Consider the following 19,704-nt stretch of genomic DNA (forward strand, 5'->3'; position numbering starts at 1 on the left):
GATTCTGTTAAAATTTTAAATTGAAACCAAAAGTGAATGTTTTCACGTTTGGATAGCTTCCATAATCGAGTCCTAAGTTGGTATTACTTCTGGCATTAGTATCATTCAGGTAATTTACCTCAGGATCGGATCCAGGATAATCTGTAATGGTCCAAAGGTTTTGTGCACTAACGTAGAAACGAACTTTGCTTAACCCCATTTTTGAAACCACTTTATCATCTAAACTATATCCAATAGAAACGTTTTTCAAACGGATGTAACTTGCATCATACACAAATCTTGAAGTGATTCTTTTGGTTCTTGCTGCATTTGCCGGAACATTAGTATCCGTATTTGTTGGCGTCCAGGCATCCAGAACTTCCATCGTTGCATTGTTGTTTCCTGAAGCCAGTTCCATTAAAGTATAATTCAAGATTTGGTTTCCCTCTGAACCCTGAAAGAAAATGTTCAAATCCAGATTTTTATAAGTGAAGTCATTATTCAATCCGAAGATGAAATCCGGGTTTGGATTCCCGATAATCGTTTTATCATTGGAGTCCAATTTTCCGTCACCATTAAAGTCTCTGAATTTTTCACCACCCGGAGCCGTTTCAAAATTCCCCGGAAGTACTGTTTCACCTTGCTGAATCACACCATCATAAATAAATCCGAAGAAAGAACCAACCGGCTCACCAACTCTTAAAATTTGAGATTCTGTAGCAAGGAAATGCCCGGGAGCAGAGTTGATTAATAAATCTTTATTATCCGCTAATTTCAATACCTTATTTTTGTTTGAAGAGATATTAAAGTTCGTTGACCATGTAAAATCTGCTCCAATGAAGTTTTTCGTATTGATACCCAATTCCCAGCCTTTGTTTTCTAATTCTCCCACATTTTGAAGCTGGGAAGCAATTCCTGAAATCCCCGGTAATGGTCTGTTGAACAACAAATCTTTGGTAATTGTCTTGTAATAATCTGCTGTTAGACTGATTCTGTTATCAAATAAACCTAAATCAATTCCGTAATCCTGTTGATAAGATGTTTCCCATTTTAAGTTCGGATTGTCCAAAGAAGTCAACTGAACCGCATTTACAATTACATCGCCACTCACATCGTAAATTTCTGAGAATCTTGATAAGGTAGAGTAGGCTCCAATTGACGGATTTCCGGTGGCACCGTAACTCGCTCTCAATTTAAGATTTGAAACTGTTTTGTTGTCCTTTAAGAAATCTTCTTTAGCAATATTCCAACCCACGGCTCCGGAAGGGAAAGTTCCATATTTGTAATTTTTACTGAAACTGGATGAACCGTCGCGACGTGCTGTGAAAGTAAATAAGTATTTATCATCGTAATCAAAATTCAACCTTCCGAAAGCAGAAATTAATTCGGTTTCAGACAATCCTGAATCTGGTTTTAAGAACACAGTTCCGGCACCTAAATTATGATAAGAATTGGTATTCGTTAAAAATCCTCTTGAAGCCGCATACGAATTTTCGTTTGTGTTTTTTTGATACGAATAACCTCCAAGAACGGTTAGGATTCCTTTTTGCATAATTTCATGTTTATACGTCAAATAATTCTCTGTTAAGAAAGAAGAAAATCTCGTATTGTTGACAGAAGCTTCTCCTTTGATATTTTTTCCTGCAATTAAAGTAGACGGAATATATCTTCCGGTTTGAGAATTAGATTCTGTTAATCCTAAAGTCGTTTTGAAATTTAAATCTTTGGTGATTTGGTACGAAGCGAAGAAATTACTTCTGTTGGTAATGTTGATTACTTCCAGAATATTTTCCATAGCGGTTGCGTATGGATTGTCAATATCATCTCCAATTGGAGCTGTAGTGGTATAAGATCCGTCTGCATTGTAGATTCCTTTATCCGGCATAAATCGGTATGCAGAAGCAATTACACCTGCGGCCCCAGTTCCTCCGGCCCCAGTCTGGCTGATAATTCCATCTTTGTTTTGCTTGCTTGTAAATAAATTCAAACCAATTTTAAACTTGTCGCTCAAATCAGCCTCAATATTACTTACGATGGTGTATTTGTCAATTCCTGAATTGATTACCACTCCGTTTTGATTGTAATAATTTCCGGAAACATAATATCTGATTTTGTCCGAACCACCTGAAAATGATAATTGTGAATTCGAAATCATTCCGTCACGATAAATAACATCCTGCCAGTCTGTGTTTGCTCCGCCAGAAGTATGCGTGGTAAAACTTTTTCTGTAAGCTACAAACTGATCTCCGTTAAGTAAATCTAATTGGTTGTTTACCGATTGTGTCGAAGTGGAATTGCTGAATTCAATAACCGGTGTACCTGGTTTTCCTTTTTTAGTCGTAACCATGATAACCCCGTTTGAACCTCTTGATCCGTAAATAGCCGTAGCCGATGCGTCTTTTAAAATTTCAATGGAAGCAATATCCTGGGGAGCCGGCATAGAAGCGCCTGCAAACCCATCAACAACAATAAGGGCATCTCCACTTGCATTGATTGATGTTCCTCCACGAACCCTGATTTTTACCGGAGCACCCGGCTCACCACCATTATTCGATTGTACCGACACCCCTGCAGCCCGACCTTGTAAAGCCATTTCTGCATTTAATAAAGGATAAGCTGTCAATTCTTTTGCCGTTACCGATGATACAGAACCTGTAATGTCGCTCTTTTTGCGGGTACCGTAACCTACAACGACAACTTCGTCAAGATTTTTGGTATCTGCTTTTAAGCTCACATTTACGACTGTTTTGTTTCCCAGCGGAACTTCTACAGTTTGATATCCTACATAGTTGAAAACCAAGACTGCATTTTTTTCTGAGACTATTACAGTATAATTCCCGTCCATATCTGCAGATGCTCCAACAGAAGATCCTTTGATATAAACATTAGCACCAGGAAGTCCAAGTAAATCTTCGCTGGAAGTAACTTTTCCGGTGACTTTTCTTTCCTGTGCATTCATCACGATATTGACTAGTAAGAAGAGTACCAGAAAACACCATTTAAGCGATTTAATTTTTTGGTTTGTAAACATTCATTTTTTGGTTTTAAGGTTAATGTCAGATAAAATAAAAAAGCAATAAACTCATTCCGATTATTAGCAGCATGAAGAGGATTTGCAGCAATAAGAATTTTGTTTTTCTGATTTTCATAAGGCAAATGTAGGGTGCGCAAACGATATAGAAATACAAAAAAGGGTATCTAAAAATACAGATACCCTTTTTTAAGCCTTGAAAACAGTGGTTTTTTTAAATTACCGACATAGGTTTTGAAAATTTGTCAGCAAATTGTGACGGAGTCTCTCCGTACTTTTTCTGGAAGCATTTGCTGAAGTATTTCGGATTATTAAAGCCAACTTTATAACTCACTTCAGAAACATTAAGTTTGTTTTGTTCCAATAATTGAGCGGCACGTTTTAATCGTATTTCATGAATAAATTCATTTGGTGTATAGTTTGTCCATGCTTTAATTTTTAAGAACAACATGGTTCGGCTCACGCCTAATTCAGAACAGAAAAACGGAATATCAAATTGTTCATTTGAAATGTTCTCTTCCACAATTTTGAATGCCTTTTTTAACAGTTCTTCATCCAGAGAAGAAACTGTAATTTCAGATGGTACAAAATTGTCTTCGCTGGCAAATTTGTTTTTGAGTCTTTCCGTTGAATTCAAAAGGTTTTTAACGCGAAGTTTGAATTCCATTAAATTAAAAGGTTTACTGATATAGTCATCGGCACCGCTTTCGAGTCCTTCGAATTTGTAAACCAATGACGATCTCGAAGTCAGTAATATAACCGGAATATGACTCGTTTTTAGGTTCGATTTTATTTTTGAACAAAGCTCTGTCCCAACCATTTCGGGCATAATAACATCGCTGATAATTAAATTCGGAACAAATTGTACTGCTTTTTCGAAGGCAATTTTACCGTTTTCAGCTTCAATAATATTGTACTCTTTTTTGAGTAAATTTTTCATGAAGGTTCGTAAAACCTTATGATCTTCGACTAGCAGAATAGTTTGTTTCTCAGCACTTACAACGAAGTCCTCGATATCTTCCGGTTCTGTTACTTCTGCAGTTTCCAGTTGATTCGTGTATTGAACAATGTCATCACTAATTTTAAAATCCTGAATTATTTCATCATCTGAAAGATGCGCACGACCTAAAGGAAGCGTTACTTTAAAAACAACGCCGCCAGTTTCTTTATTGGTTACATCAATATTTCCTTTATGAAGTTTGACAATATTTTTCACTATTGATAAACCAATTCCGGTTCCTTTATTATAGTTTTTCTGAACATTGTTGTGCAACGGAACTTCAAAAAACAAATCAAAAATTTTATCAATATGTTCCTCGGCAATTCCAGCTCCTGAATCTTCTACGGCGATAAATAAGTTTTCGTGATCGTGATCGATTTTGATGTTGATAGTTCCGCCTTTTGGCGTATAACGAAACGCATTCGAAATCAAGTTATAAAAAACACGCTCCAATTTATAGCGATCATAATACACCAGAATCTCTTCTTCAGCAGCTTCAAACGTATAATAGTAGCCGCCGTCTTTGGCATATTCTATAAAAGACAAAAAGATTTCTTTGGTGAATTTTACGATATTTCCATTGGCAGATTCTAATTTAACCTGATCGTTTTCGAGTTTCCTGAAATCCATCAAACGGTTAATCAGGCTTAAAAGATGATTGGCACTTCCTTCAATCACCAGCAACTTTTTGTACATTTCATTTGTCCCGTTATAGTTGGATAAAATCTGTTGTAACGGCCCTAAAATCAAGGTTAAGGGTGTTCTGAATTCGTGCGAGATATTAGTGAAGAAATCCAGTTTTGCCCTGTTGTTTTCTTCAATACGTTTGGTTTCCAGATACTCCAATTCGAGTTTTTGCTTCAGTCTGGCTTTTGATTTCATAATCCAGATCAAGCCGTATAAGGCTGAACCAATTATAATTCCGTACAATAAAAACGCCCAAATACTGCGCCACGGAGCCGGATTTACAACAACCGTCAGGGTAGTGGGAACTTTATTCCAAACACCATCATTGTTAGCACCACGTACTTCAAAAACATACGTTCCCGGATTCTGAATCGCATAAATGGCTTCTGTATTTTTGGTAATGGTCCAGGTATTTTCCAGTCCAGTTAAGCGATAACTGTATTGATTGTTTTTTGAACGAATGTAATTCGGAATCGCAAAATTGATCGAGAAATTTGCCTTGTCATAATCCAATGTGATGTTTTTGGTATAACCGATGCTTTTCTCTAAAATTTGGGTTGAATCCTGAGGATTAATCGTTTCATTTTTGATTTTCAAATCGGTAATTAAAACCTGAGGCACAAATTGATTTAGGGAAATTTTTCGGGCATCAAAATAAGTGACACCAGACGGACTTCCGAAATAAAATTTATTGTCACCCAATTTTAAGGCCGAATTGTCATTAAATTCATTGCTCGCCAAACCGTCTTTTTGATCGTAAATCACAACTGTTTTTCGGGTGGTGCTGTATTTTATAATCCCCTGATTGGTACTGATCCAAAGGTTTTTATCATTATCTTCTAAAATAGAATGGATAGAAGTAATGACCGTATTTCCTATTTTAAGATTTATTCTGTTGAATTTCTTTCCATCAAAATAATGCAGTCCTTTTGCTTTTGTTCCGACCCAAATTTTGTTTTGAGAATCCTGAAACAACGTCAAAATATCATCTCCTGCTAAAGCTGCAGCATCAAAAAAGAAATGTTTTATGGCGTATTTATTAGGTTGAAAATTGGACAGCGCCATAAGATTCAGTCCGTTTTGTGTTCCCACCCAAAGTCTTTTTTGCCTGTCGACTAAAATTGTTCTGACGATATTATTGGTTAAATAATTGGGTTTTGTATTATCGTTCCCAATAATCTGAAAAGTTTTAGAAATGGTATTGTACCGAATCAATCCTTTGCTAAAAGTACCAATCCACAAGATCCCGTTTGCTTCTGTTTTGATGGAGTAAACACCTGTATCTTTCAATAAACCATTTAATTCAGATGAAATTCGGTTGTCTTCAATTCTTTTAGAAATAGTGTTATAAGCTGAGATTCCTTTGGAGAAAGTTCCCATCCACAAGATATTGTCTTCGGCAAGACACATCGATTTAATATCGTTTTTGGTCGTTTGGCCACTTTTGCTGTTGATGTAATTTGTAGATCCTGTATTGGAATTGTAAATGGTGATTCCGCCACCTTCTGTTCCAAAATAGATGTTTTTGTTTTTATCCGAAATTATGGAGCTCACGACATCAAAACTCATGGGAATCTTTTTCGAATTCTGATTGTAATTGGAAAAATTCACATTCGATACATCCCAAATATTCACGCCTTTGTAATAACAACCAATCCAAACAGAACCTTTTTTATCCAGAAAAACCGATTTTACTTTATCAATTCCGTTGTTATTGTTGCTGTTGTTTATTTTTTCAATGCTTTTATCCTGACCCAAAATATAAATTCCGTCATAAGCACCAATCCATAAAGAACCTTCATTGTCAATAGTCAAGGCACGAATATCAGTGTTGAGTTCACGTAATTTTTCAGCAGATAAAAAAGAAACATACTTATTTGTTGCCGGACTAAATTTTAGAAGTCCTTTGTTTTTTGTTCCAACCCAGATGTTATTGTCACGATCTTCAGCAAGCGCCTGTACGGTCAACAAATCACTAGCATTTAAAGGGTAATTTTTAAAAGAAAATTTTCTGTTTTTTCTACTCGTCAATACGCATAACCCTTTTGTTGTTCCAATCCAGATTTGGCCTTTTTTGGTTTTTAAAATACTCAGAATATTATTGCTCGGAAGCGTTGTATTATCGGTATCAGAATGAAATGTAGAGGTAAATTGACCGGTTTTTTTATTGTAAATAGTCAGCCCTTTTGAAGTTCCAAACCACATTTCATCGCCAATTTCCCTGATGCTCCAGATGGCATTTCCGCTTATGGTATGATTGTTTTTGGTGTGCAGATATCTTGTAAAAGTATTGGTGACAGGATTATAACAATTTAGTCCGTTATAGGTCCCCACCCAAATTTTTCCCGAATTGTCTTCTTCAATAGCCAAAATATCATTGTTGCTGATAGATAATTTATTGGCAACATCATTTCTAAAAATCGTAAAGTGGCTGCCGTCATATTTATTCAGGCCATCGCGCGTACCAAACCACATTTGCCCAAACCTATCCTGATGAATAGCAATGACAGAGCTCTGCGAAAGCCCGTCAGTCGTAGAGATATTTTTGAGACGATATTTATTTTGGGAGAATATATTCCCGGAAATAAATACTAAAACCAGAAAAGCTATTTTGTATTTCATGGCGATTTTTTTAAGGTACAGAGGTTCAAAGTAGCAAAACTTTTTTTAATCTCGCAAAGGCGCAGAGTCGCAAAGTTTTAGTTTTTTTTAGTTTCTTTTCTTTGTCAAAGCTCAAAACTTTGACAAAGATTTTTAACGTTATAATTTTCGACAAAGTAGCAAAAACTTAAAAAGTTCAGTTTAAAAAAAACTTTGCGACTTCGCGACTTTGCGAGATTATTTTTTTAACCGCCTTTGCAATTGATAATCATATAATGATGGCACTTTATCCAGCGATGTATTTAAAAATTCAATATAAGCATCAGGTTCGTATTTTACTTCGAATTTAGCATTGCCGTTCACGCCAATAATTCGCGCGAATGGGCCGTCTTTCATTCCGTATAATAAAATCGGTTTTGCACTATCAGCTGGTTTTTCAACCTGAACATTTAAATTCCAAAAGGTGCTGAAAGGCCCGTGTGAAGGTTTCCAGTAATCAGCGCCACCTCCGCCAAACAAGAGATAACTATTGTTTTTATCCAGATTGATATGAACTGTAATATGGTCAAATAAATTCTGGTGATTCGCTCCTGAATGCTGATCTAATAGCGGTTCAGCAAAAATTTCACAATTTTGATATACATTTTTTGTAGCAAATGTATTGAAGCTCAAAGGGTGAACTGTTTTATTATAAATTTTAAGATTCTTTACTAAAATATTATGTACACCGCCTAAAGTTACGGTATAATGTGCCATATGTGGTCCATCGGTTACAATATCCTGAATCGTAACATTGGAATCTTCCTCTGCCAGAATCCCGCTGTCTGAATTTGTAATAACAATATCTTTAACCCAGCTATTAAATAAACGCGTTAAAAAGATCGCATTATTTCCAGGCTCAACATGATGCGCGACTCTCGGAATATCGGGAAAAGTAAAACGGATATGTTCAATACCCACCTCATTTAAATGTTTCCATTCCACCAATTGCGCCTGATAACTTGGTTTTATCGCAATGGTCAAAGGTGTTTTGATGGTAATTTTTGAGTTTGAAATTTTAGTGATTTCAACTTGCTGTCGAACGATTGGCAATTTTGGGAAGTTCCAATGATGAGAACCCGGTTTTACTTTGGCGCCTTTGTATAAATCTCGAACGATTTCACCATTTTTGCCATCTTTATTAAACAATTGAAGTTCGACAATATCGCCAACTTTCAATCCTTTTATATCCGAAACAGTAATGACATGTTCGCCCATATTTCCGGAACTCACTTTGGCAAGGATATTTGGAGTCGGTTCGTATTTATCCAAATACGACTTTACGCGTTCGTTTGGAACCTGCGTCCAGATAAAACCGCCGGACCAGGCATATTGTGAAAAAGGCAAATCGATATTGTTTTCTGGTTCGCGCTGCCTTTTATCAAAAGTAGTTAGGTATTCACGAAGCTCTGCCAATGATTCCGGATCTTTAAGATACATCATCGGTCTGGGGCAGTACATTTCGGTTCCGCTTTCACCGGAACCTGCGCCACGAAGCACGAAATTGCTTCTTTCGATATACAAAATTTCACTCAGAATAATTCGCCCTGCTGGCAATTGTAAAACTACATTTCCTTCAGTTGAGCTTGCTGCTTTTATAGCTTTTAGTAAAGCTTTAGAATCATCTAAACCATCATTTGCTTTTACACCAAAATCTGTTGCATTCACAATTTTTCCTCCAGATTCCGGAATTTGGCTTTCACCGAAATGATAGCCGGCGTAACTAAAATCAGGCAGATAATTTGTTTTTGAATCGGTAAGTATTTTGGGTGTTTGCTGCGCCATTAAAATACTATTTACAAAAAAACTGCAACAAATAATAATGGTTTGACGGTTCATGGTTGTGGTTATTTTGGTTAGTTAGGTTTTGGTCCGCCGAAGGCACAAAGGCGCAAAGTTTTTACCGTAATCTTGTCATTTCGACCGAGGAGAAATCACAAAAATGAGAGCAAAATTTGCGAGAAAAAATCATTTCAATCCCGTAATCTATGGCTTTAAATAACTTGGTGTCTTAGTGCCTTGGTGGCAAAACTTTATAAAGTTCTTTTAATTCCTATTTCAAGCCCTCGTAATTCGGCCAGACCTCTCAAACGTCCAATGGCAGAATAACCAGGATTTGTCTTTTTCTTCAAATCATCCAGCATCTGGTGTCCGTGATCCGGACGCATAGGCAATTGGCTGTTATTTCTTTTTTCTACTTCAATGATCGCTTTTACAACTTCGTACATATCAACATCGCCTTCCAGATGATTGGCTTCGTAGAAACTTCCTTCTTCATCTCGTTGTGTACTTCTCAAATGAATAAAGTTCATTTTATCACCGTGACGTCTTACGATTCCCGGTAAATCATTATCAGCTCTTACGCCGTATGAACCGGTACACATCGTAAATCCGTTTGATTTAGAGGGGGCAGCGGCCATCAATTCAATCAAATCTTCTTCCGTACTTACAACTCTTGGCAGACCTAAAATCGGGTAGGGTGGATCGTCTGGGTGAATCGCCATTAAAACGCCTTTGCTCTCAGCAACCGGAATGATTTCCTTCAAAAAGGAGAAAAGGTTTTTCTTTAAAGCTTCTCTGTCAATATGATTATAAGCGCTCAACGTTACCAGAAAATCTTCTACGGAATAGGCCTCTTCAGCACCCGGAAGCCCTGCCAATATATTTTGCTGTAATTTTACCTTATCTTCATCAGTCATGGCGTGAAAGTATTTCGTCGCCTTTTCGATTTGCTCTGAGGAATATTCTTTTTCTGCCCCCGGTCTTTTCAAAATAAACAATTCAAAAGCCGCAAATGCATTAATATCAAAACGCAATGCTTTTGAACCATCTTCAACTTCATAAGATAGATCAGTTCTTGACCAATCCAGAACTGGCATGAAATTATAACAAATGCATTTTATACCGCATAACGCCAGATTTAGAATACTTTCTTTATAATTTTCAATGTATTGAAGATAGTTTCCTGTTTGTTTCTTGATGTCCTCGTGAACCGGAATGCTTTCTACAACCGACCATGTCAATCCGGAAGCCCCTTTTTTAGGATCTCCGTTTTCATGTTCAATTTCTACTTTTCGTTTAATGATTTCTTCAATTTCCCATACTTGTCCGTTCGGAATATGGTGTAATGCAGTAACAATTCCCGTAGCGCCGGTTTGTTTAATATCTTGTAAAGAAACCGGATCGTTTGGTCCGAACCATCTTAATGTTTGTTCCATTTTTATTCGTTTTTTGTCCTGCAATCCCGAAGCTTCGGGACAAAACCGTGCAGGTATATTTATTAATTTTTTTTCAGGAGCTATTCCTGCTAGTCGCTACAATCTTTTATGCCTCCCAAGCCTTGGGACCGTCACAAAAGGATTTCCACTACTATCGGGGCTAGGGCACTCATTTTCACAAGAACATTTCTCATTTTATTAAACCCCTAATCTTGGGATGAACTGAATATACCTACAAGGTTTTGAAAGCCTTGCAGGAAACGTAATTCAATTTTAAATACTGGTAGCGGCAAACCCGCCGTCTACTACTATAATTGTACCGGTAACAAATTTGGACATGTCACTGCATAAAAATAAAAGAGCACCGTCAATATCTTCTGGTTTTCCAAATCTTCCCATAGGAGTGTGGTCAATAATTTTTTCACCTCTTGGTGTTAATTTTCCTTCCGGAGTCAACAATAAAGCTCTGTTTTGTTCGCCAATGAAAAAACCCGGTGAAATAGCATTGACACGAATGCCTTCTCCATATTTTGAAGCCAGTTCAACCGACATCCATTTGGTGAAATTATCAATTGCCGCTTTTGCTGCCGAATAACCCACCACACGCGTTAAAGGTCTTTGTGCTGATGTTGATGAAATATTGATAATATTTCCTTCTTTTTGTTTGGCAAAAAGTTCAGAGAAAACCTGTGATGGAAGCATAGTTCCAATGATATTCAAATCGACTACTTGTTGTAAATCGTTTGTTTTCATATCATAAACAGCCTGATCAGGTTGTATAGTGGCTCCCGGCATATTCCCTCCGGCAGCATTGATCAAAATATCAAGACGACCGTATTTTTCTACAATTAAATCTTTTGCTTTTTCCAATTCTTCTTTGTTTAAAACATTGGCTTGTACAGCAAACGCTTTTCCGCCATTGCTTTCTATGGCCGCTACTGTTTTATTGGCTTTTTCAATCGATTGAGACACAATTCCGACCATTACGCCTTGTTTAGCCAAAACGTTTGCAAAGTTGCTTCCCAATACACCTGCACCGCCGGTAATAAGAGCAATTTTTCCTTCAAGATTAAATATTGAATTCATTTTAATTTTATGTTTGGTTTTATATTTTGACCTTAATTACAATTTTTTTCAACGTTCCTTCTCCAATCATGGCAGCGTGAACATCTGTAGGAAATAAAATAGCAAATTGGCCTTCCTGCAATTCAAAAAACATATCCGGCTTGTCGTGGAAAAAGCGAACATCTCTTTCGTCACTATATTCTCCATTTGGATTCACACATTTTTCTCTTGGTTTCCAGGCAAAAGTTTCAGGGCCTTTTAACGAAATCTGAATGTCAATATTCTGATCATGACACTCAAAGCCTTTAATGCTTTCTTCTCTGGTTGTTCCCTCTCCTGAAATCACGATTACTTTTAATCCTTCTGCAATTTCAAATGCACCATCTTCAAGATTTAGCAAATCATTTTGACTCAAATAATCGAATGCTTTTTTGAAATTTGGATGTAAACCACAATATTTTGCAGCATTACTTAGAACATCTATAATCATATTTTAAATTTTCTATTTGGTTTTTTTATGGAGATATTATTTTAAAATGCAAACAAATTATTGTTTTGTATGTAAATTATGTAATTTTACGTGTACGCACACGGGCTTTTACAAATGTATAGAAAAAGTTAAGTAAAACAACTTATCTTTACTTAAAAAAATTAAATTCACGTGGTTTCAAAATGGTTTTAACTTAAAAAGTAAGAATATCATAACAATAAAAAAAATAGCAGAATTGGCCAACGTTTCACCCGGAACTGTTGACAGAATCATTCACAATCGTGGTCAGGTGGCACAAGAAAATGTTGATAAGGTAAATGCTATTATCGAACAATACGGTTATAAACGAAATATTTTGGCGAGCAATCTGGCTTTGAATAAGAAATTCCGATTTGCCGTTTTCTTACCTAAATATGAAAATATAGAATACTGGAAAAGTCAGGTTACGGGGATAGAGAAAGCCGCTGTCGAATTTGGAAAATTTGGCGTTGCGTTAGACTATTTTTTCTATGATTTTAATGCCACTTCCTTTAAGGAATCAACCGAAAAAGTTTTGGATTTTGAATGCGACGGATTATTATTTGCGCCTATTTTTTATGAAGAATCGGTTCGTTTTTTGAATGAATACGAAAAGAAAAATATTCCGGTTGTCATGATCGATTCAAATATTTCAAGTGATGAAAAGCATGCCTATGTTGGGCAAGATGCTTTTCAGAGCGGCTATCTGGCCGGAAGGCTAATTAGTTTTGCCGTTAATAACGAAAGACACATTTTGATTTTTAAGATTACCCGGGAAATCGAAAGCACCTCCGTTTATTTGCAGCGCATTGATGGTTTTTATTCGTTTTTTAAGGACCATAACGAATTGACCAATTTTAAATTTTCAGAAGTAACCATTAAAGATTCAGGGATAGATCAGTTGTCTATGGAAATGTTTTCGGGAATAAACAGTGTTTTTGTACCCAATTCAAGAGCTTATATTTTGGCGAGATTTTTAGAACAAAACAATATCAAAGGTGTCCGCATTATTGGTTACGATTTATTAAAAGACAATATAGAATACCTAAATAAAGGGATTATCGATTTCCTGATTAACCAAAGGCCAGAAGAACAAGGTTATATGGCCGTGAATCATTTATATAAAAAACTGGTACTACAGGAAACAGTTGAAAAAACGCATTATATTCCGTTGGAGATTATTTTGAAAGAGAATTATTTTCCGGTTAGGAAATAAAAGTTTTTTTGCCCACAGATTTTACGGATTTAAACGGATTGGCACGGATTTTTTTACCATGACATTTTATTAAAACATCAAACCCGACAGGTTTTAAAACCTGTCGGGTTTGATGTTTTAATGTATAAGAATGCGTAGTAACAATAAACCGGCAATAATGGGTTTAAATCCACATAATCCGCGGGCAATTTATCTTACTTCTGGACCTTAACAACAAGCGGGTTATTTATCTTCTCAGCAAAAGAACTCAAGTATTTTTCCCATTCTGCTTTCGTCTGAAACGGACTTCCTTTTTTCCATCCGAAACCGGCAAAATAAACGGCTTTTTTATCTTTTACTTTTAAGTTTCCATACAAATTGCTTAAGTCTTTTTCATCTGTAACATGATTATCAAAACTGATTAAAGTATTTTTTGGAGCAACCAAACCCATCCCAATTTCAGAATCCTCAATAGGTTCCCAATGACTTAGCCAGCCTTCTTTAATATTGGTTCCAATTGTCCCTTTTTTATCATGAAGGGTTAATCCGGCAGCAATTGTTTTTGTCCCTTTAATATGAATTTCAAAACGGGATAAATAACTGCCATAATCCAGACTGATTAATTTTGATTCGGTTATCTTTTTGCCCTTAGCATCCCAATCGGCGTAGGTTAGAATAAAACTCGTTCTGATTGGACCTGTTGTAATGGTTTTCCAGCTGATGAAATTCTTCGAAAAATAATATTTACCATCTGCGTTTACAGCAATTCCGCCAATTCCACGACTGGGACCAACCTGAAAATTATCCAGACCTTCACCAGTATCTTTATGATACGATCCGGTTCCGGAAACGGTTTTTTCGTACCATTTATTAATAATAGGATAATCGACTCTTTTTAGCCAGGCATCAATTCCGCTGGTTAGAGTTCCGCCGGCAATTTTATCTTCAACCATTTTTTGAGCCACAGGGCCATACGTTCTAAAAGCTACTTTATTATTTTCCCAGGCGTAATCATCTGTTCTCTCCGGAACAAATCTCGAATAACAATTAATATTTTTTGATGCTGAAGTATTGGCTGCCGGAACAATTTCAAATTCTTTTTCAGAAGAAGCCTTTATCTTCGGTTGAAATAATAAAACGTCCATATTGCCGTCGCCATCATTATCGACCGCCTGGCTTTCCAGAAATAAATCGGAATCTTTTTCTTTCACGGCAAGTTCTTCCAGTTTAACAGAATTTGGTAATTTGAGTAACTTTTTTGTCAGTTCAACGGTTTCAAATTCCCTGTCAACAGGAAGAGGATTGGTAACTGTAACGGTTTTATTTTGGGAGTGAAGCGCAAAGCTGCTTGCGAGGATTGTAGTTAATAGGATATGTTTTTTCAAAATATTGAGGGTTTAATTTTCTGTTTATGTTTATCATCACGAAAGTTTAAATTTACGAATCAATTTCCGAACACAAGTACAGAATGAGGACAAATATGTACAAGAAGCTGATTATTAAAAGTTTTTAAATAGTGGGATTTCTTCTAAAATAGTATCTTTATAATAAGAAATCAATACTATTCCTATGAAACAAAGCGCCGGCATATTACTCTACAAGTTTATAGATTGTACTATTTATTTTTTATTAGTGCATCCGGGTGGGCCTTTCTGGAAAAACAAAGATTTAGAAAGCTGGTCTATTCCTAAAGGCGAGTTTACAGCTGATGAAGATCCGCTTGAAGCTGCAAAACGGGAGTTTCAGGAAGAAACCGGTTTTGAAGTTGATGGTGATTTTATAGCACTCGAATCGGTTAAACTTAAATCGGGAAAAACAATTTTTGCCTGGGCTGTAGAATATGATATTGATGTTGCTTTGGTAAAAAGTAATGAATTCAAAATGGAATGGCCGCCAAAATCAGGAAGCATGAAGAGCTTTCCTGAAATTGATAAAGCCGAATGGTTTCAGACTGCAGAAGCCCTGAAAAAGATCAATCCTGCTCAGGCTGATTTTATAATTCAGATTATTTCAAAAATTTCAACTTCACTTTAAATCCCGGTCGCTTTATAAAAATAATTTTGTAATTTACATTTCCTGTCAATTAGGATAATTAAAAATGTAATAATAAAGTATGGAAGTTAAGTGTATTATTTTCGATTGTGATGGCGTTCTTGTAGATACAGAAAAAATAGGGAATGGCATTCTGCTTTCGATGGCGGCAGAACATGGTTTCGAAATGAAAATTGAAGATGCGTACCGCGATTTTAATGGTCGTAATTTAAAAGAATGTTTTGAGCATATAGAAACTGCAATCGATAGAAAACTTCCGGAAAGTTTTGAGAATGAATACCGGGAAAAAAGCTTTGAGGCTTTCAAAACACAGGTCAAACCAATGAAAGGTGTTTTCGAGTTTATTGAAAAATTAAAAATTCCGTACTGTGTAGCTTCAAGTGGTCCCGTTGAAAAAATCAGATTGAATTTAGAAGTAGCAGGTTTATTAGAAAAATTTGAAGGTAAAATATTCAGTTCCTATCAAATAAAAAGCTGGAAACCAGAACCGGGAATATTTTTGCATGCCGCCAAAGAAATGGGTTTCGAGGTTAAAGATTGTGTTGTTCTGGAAGACAGCAAAGCAGGAGTAAAAGCAGGAATTAGCGGCGGTTTTAAAGTGTACGGTTTTGCCAACGGATACAACAACGAAGATTTGGAAAATGAAGGAGCGATTCTCTTTCATACCTACGAAGAGTTAAGTGATTTGCTTGGGATATAGTTTTTGTTTCAGGTTTCAAGTCTTGATAGTTTGTCATCCTTGACGGAAGAAGGATCATACTAGAAGCTCCGCAATCAAAATCGCCAATCCCTGTAGAGTTACCTGTGTGATCCTTCTTCTGTCAGCATGACAAGATTGCGCTAAAAATTATCTAATTTTCTAATAGCGACATTCTCTAATTCTCAAATTATCTAATTAAAATACAATTTGTTACACTAAAATAAATTTTTATATATTTGATTGCAGAGATTCATTTTTTTAGTGCTTAAAATTGCCAAATCGTTACTACAAAAGCCTGATCAAATAATTTCTTTTTGCCTGAAAGTTGACTTTTCCCCGAAGTTAATTTTTGGATTGTGGTTCTCAACACCACGAAACTAACCTACAGAAAGAAACAAAATGACGAAATTTATAATTAGAATTTTAGTTCTGTCAATATCTCTTTTGCCTTCAATTGTCAATGCCCAAATTAAGAAAATTGGAGTCCCCTTTATCACTAATTACAGCCCGAAAACGTATAAAGCGGCTTCAGAAAACTGTGATTTGGTACAAGATTCAAAAGGCATGATGTTTTTTGCCAATCATTTTGGTATTATGCAGTTTGACGGCGTACGATGGTGCATCGTTACGCAGCCGGAAAACAAAAGCATGGTTCGCTCTCTCGCCATTGACAAAAATGATAAAATGTATGTGGGTGCGCAGGGCGATTTTGGTTACACAATGCGGTTGCCCAACGGGCAATATAAATACACCTCTCTGGTAAAATTACTTCCCGCTTCGGCCAAAAATTTTGGTGATGTCTTACATACTGTCATTCGCAATAATGAAGTCATCTTTTTTTCTAATGAAGCAATTTTTATTTATAAGAAAAACAAAATCAAAGTAATAGAATCTACTGCGAAGTTTGACGAATTTTTTGATACCGACAAAGCAATCTATGTTTCAGATAATGCGAGAGGATTATTAAAACTGGAAAATGATGCTTTGGTTGCAATTCCTAACAGCATGCAATTTATCGGATTGAAGATTAGGAAAATCTTTGAAACAAAAGAAGGTTTGGTGCTTCTGACACAAAAAAGTGGACTTTTCACATACAAAAAAAGCGAGCTAAAACCTTTTGTTACCAAAGTTGATGCTTTACTTAAACAAAATCAAATCTCCACAGCTATTTTACTTTCTGATGGCTATTTCGGAATCGGGACGCGCCAATCTGGACTGATAGTTCTGGATAGTGCAGGAAATCTGATTCAGCACATAAATAAACAAATGGGGTTGCAGAACGAATATGTTACCAATCTTAAAGTGGATGTCGGGGGGAATTTGTGGGTGACTTTAAAAGAAGGAATTTCATTCATTCAGATTTCATCTCCCTTATCTAAAATATTGGATCCTTCAAATTCTGAAACCAAAATATACTGCAGCAAAATCTATCAAAACAAACTCTACATTGCCACAGACAATGGCTCTTTTTGGATGGATTGGGAAGATTACAAGAATGGCCAGCATAAAAATGTACACTTTCAGCGTATCTCCGGAATGTCTGAGAATGTGTGGAATATTGGTGTTTTTGGGAATTCGCTTTTGGCTTTTGAAAAAAACGGAATCTTCGAAATAAAAGGCAATTCGGCTCAATTATTAGCCAAAACAGATGGCGCCTGGCAAGGCGTGATTGTTCCGAACCATGCTGATTTATTATTAGTTGGCGGCTATAACGGATTGTATTTATTGAAGAAAATAAATAACGCGTGGGTCTTTCAGCATAAAATAAAAGGTTTTGAAGAAAGCAGCAGGGTAATTGAAACGGATGCAGCAGGAAATATCTGGATCGCTCATGGCTATAAAGGAATTTATAAACTAAAATTCAATAAAAGCTTTGATGCTGTTTCAAATATTCAGTTTTACAATCAAAAAGCTGGTTTTCCCTCGAGTTTATTTTTGAATACTTTCAAAATAAATAACCAAATACTTTTTGGAACAACAAAAGGGGTTTACAAACAAAATGCAGCTCAAAAGAAAATGATTCCGGATCCTGTTTTCAGAAAATATCTCGGTTTGCAAAATCATATTCGTCTGCTTAAAATGGACAATCAAAATAACATCTGGTACGTTTCAGGTGAAAATACCGGAAAGATGAATCAAAAAGCAGGAGGAAGTTTTGAAGTTGAAGAACTGCCTTTTAGGAAATTGAGATACTTATATGTACCTGGTTTTGAAAATATTCAAACCACAATGAGTGGAGATGTGTTTTTTGGAACCCAGGACGGTCTGATTCATTATAATAAGATGAAAACTAAAAGTTATCAGTCTAAATATAAAGCTGTTATTTCTGAAGTTAAATCCATTTTTCCTAAAGACAGCCTATTGTTTTCAAGTCGATATGATGTGCTTCCCATCAATATAAAATCAGATGATAAAGTATTTTGCCCGGATTTAGCCTATTTGAATAACGCCTTGCATTTTTCGTTTGCATCACTTTGTTATGATGAAGTCGATGCAACGAAATACGAATATTGGCTGGAAGGTTTTGAACCCAAATGGTCACAATGGAGCCTTCAGACCGAAAAAGAATATACGAATTTGCCTGAAAATGAATATGTTTTTCATGTAAGGGCAAAAAACATTTACGATGTTGTTAGTGAAGAAGCCGTTTTTAAATTCGAAGTTTTACCTCCGTGGTACCGCACCAGTTGGGCTTATATATTGTATTTGGCACTTTTTGGAGTTCTGATTTATGCCATTATCAAATACCAAAAAAATCTGGCAGAACGCGATCGGGAACAATTAATACTGAATCAGGAAAAAGAACTTTTAAGAAATCGTGCCGAATTAAATGAGCAAAAATTGACATTGGAGCAGGAAAATATGGCCATTATGCGGGAAAACCTCGAAGCTACTATCAATCTGAAAAATGCTAAAGTGGCTTCCAACACCGTGAATCTTATTCATTTAAATAAAATTCTGCTTTCTATTAAAGAACTCATTGGCCAGATTGATAAAAAAAATGATTCCAATACGAATTTCAGTTTACTGACCAAAATAAACCGAATCATCGATCACGAATTGCAAGGCGATCAGCACTGGAACGAATTTGAAGAAATCTTCAATCAGCTTCATGATAATTTCATGCAAAGATTGAAAACAAGTTTTCCGGAACTGACGCCTCGCGATATGCGATTGTGTGCTTATTTGCGAATGAATTTTAATACCAAAGAAATTGCACCACTTTTAGGAATCTCCGTAAGAGGCGTTGAAGACACCCGTTACCGCATCCGTAAGAAATTGCAACTTCCCTCAGATGCCAATATTACGGAGTTTATTCTTAATTTTTAAATGTGTTTACACAGTTTATGCTCATTTTTGTCATCCCGAAAGGGGAGGGATCATACGGGTAACTCTACAAAGATTGGCGACTTTGCAGGCGGGGCTACTTGCGGAGATTTCTCCTCAGTGGAAATGACAATTGCATTTGAAATTTAGGGGAATATATGCTCAATCTGTCAAATCTGCGAGAGAAAATTTTAGCCAAAGCTTAATAGCATTAAGAATTTTTTTGCCTCTTGCAGATTTGGCAGATTTTTTATCTGGTTATATTTTTACACGCAGATTTAAAAAGATTTATATCTCCGGTT

The 19,704-nt window shown here is 36.1% G+C and carries 11 protein-coding genes; 4 read left to right on the forward strand and 7 right to left on the reverse strand.

All coding sequences use genetic code 11. From position 1 onward, the window contains the following. Positions 1-7 precede the first annotated feature (7 nt). The 6 genes from ASC72_RS16665 to ASC72_RS16695 form a co-directional block, all read right to left on the reverse strand. Positions 8-3,010, reverse strand: a complete 3,003-nt coding sequence (locus ASC72_RS16665; RefSeq protein WP_056193125.1) for a TonB-dependent receptor — start codon at positions 3,008-3,010, stop codon at positions 8-10. Positions 3,011-3,224: 214 nt separating this feature from the next. Then, positions 3,225-7,319, reverse strand: coding sequence for a two-component regulator propeller domain-containing protein (locus ASC72_RS16675; RefSeq protein WP_056193133.1), 4,095 nt, complete (start codon positions 7,317-7,319; stop codon positions 3,225-3,227). A 216-nt stretch (positions 7,320-7,535) separates the two neighbouring features. Continuing rightward, on the reverse strand, positions 7,536-9,176 hold the full coding sequence (locus ASC72_RS16680; protein WP_056193137.1) for a glycosyl hydrolase family 28-related protein: 1,641 nt from the start codon (positions 9,174-9,176) through the stop codon (positions 7,536-7,538). A 194-nt stretch (positions 9,177-9,370) separates the two neighbouring features. Continuing rightward, a complete protein-coding gene (uxuA, locus tag ASC72_RS16685) occupies positions 9,371-10,555 on the reverse strand; it encodes a mannonate dehydratase (protein WP_056193140.1) in 1,185 nt (394 codons plus the stop codon). A gap of 273 nt (positions 10,556-10,828) precedes the next feature. Then, on the reverse strand, positions 10,829-11,641 hold the full coding sequence (locus tag ASC72_RS16690) for an SDR family oxidoreductase (protein WP_056193143.1): 813 nt from the start codon (positions 11,639-11,641) through the stop codon (positions 10,829-10,831). Positions 11,642-11,660: 19 nt separating this feature from the next. Beyond that, on the reverse strand, positions 11,661-12,110 hold the full coding sequence (locus ASC72_RS16695) for a YhcH/YjgK/YiaL family protein (protein WP_056193146.1): 450 nt from the start codon (positions 12,108-12,110) through the stop codon (positions 11,661-11,663). Positions 12,111-12,336: 226 nt separating this feature from the next. Here ASC72_RS16695 and ASC72_RS16700 point away from each other — a divergent pair, with 226 nt between their 5' ends. Further along, positions 12,337-13,344, forward strand: coding sequence for a LacI family DNA-binding transcriptional regulator (locus tag ASC72_RS16700; RefSeq protein WP_082564336.1), 1,008 nt, complete (start codon positions 12,337-12,339; stop codon positions 13,342-13,344). Positions 13,345-13,538: 194 nt separating this feature from the next. On the opposite strand, the gene ASC72_RS16705 is transcribed toward ASC72_RS16700, so the two are convergent. Then, positions 13,539-14,708: a DUF4861 family protein gene (locus ASC72_RS16705; protein WP_056193152.1), complete on the reverse strand. Its 1,170-nt coding sequence runs from the start codon at positions 14,706-14,708 to the stop codon at positions 13,539-13,541. 184 nt (positions 14,709-14,892) lie between these two features. Between ASC72_RS16705 and ASC72_RS16710 the strand changes: the two genes are divergently transcribed. The 3 genes from ASC72_RS16710 (at position 14,893) to ASC72_RS16720 (ending at position 19,405) form a co-directional block, all read left to right on the forward strand. Then, a complete protein-coding gene (locus ASC72_RS16710) occupies positions 14,893-15,357 on the forward strand; it encodes an NUDIX domain-containing protein (protein WP_056193155.1) in 465 nt (154 codons plus the stop codon). A 79-nt stretch (positions 15,358-15,436) separates the two neighbouring features. Beyond that, positions 15,437-16,075 carry an HAD family phosphatase gene (locus ASC72_RS16715; RefSeq protein WP_056193160.1) on the forward strand — a complete coding sequence of 213 codons (639 nt, stop codon included), beginning with the start codon at positions 15,437-15,439 and terminating at the stop codon, positions 16,073-16,075. A gap of 399 nt (positions 16,076-16,474) precedes the next feature. After that, positions 16,475-19,405 carry a triple tyrosine motif-containing protein gene (locus tag ASC72_RS16720; RefSeq protein WP_056193162.1) on the forward strand — a complete coding sequence of 977 codons (2,931 nt, stop codon included), beginning with the start codon at positions 16,475-16,477 and terminating at the stop codon, positions 19,403-19,405. Positions 19,406-19,704: the final 299 nt, after the last annotated feature.

It is taken from the genome of Flavobacterium sp. Root420, assembly GCF_001427905.1.
Classification (GTDB): domain Bacteria; phylum Bacteroidota; class Bacteroidia; order Flavobacteriales; family Flavobacteriaceae; genus Flavobacterium.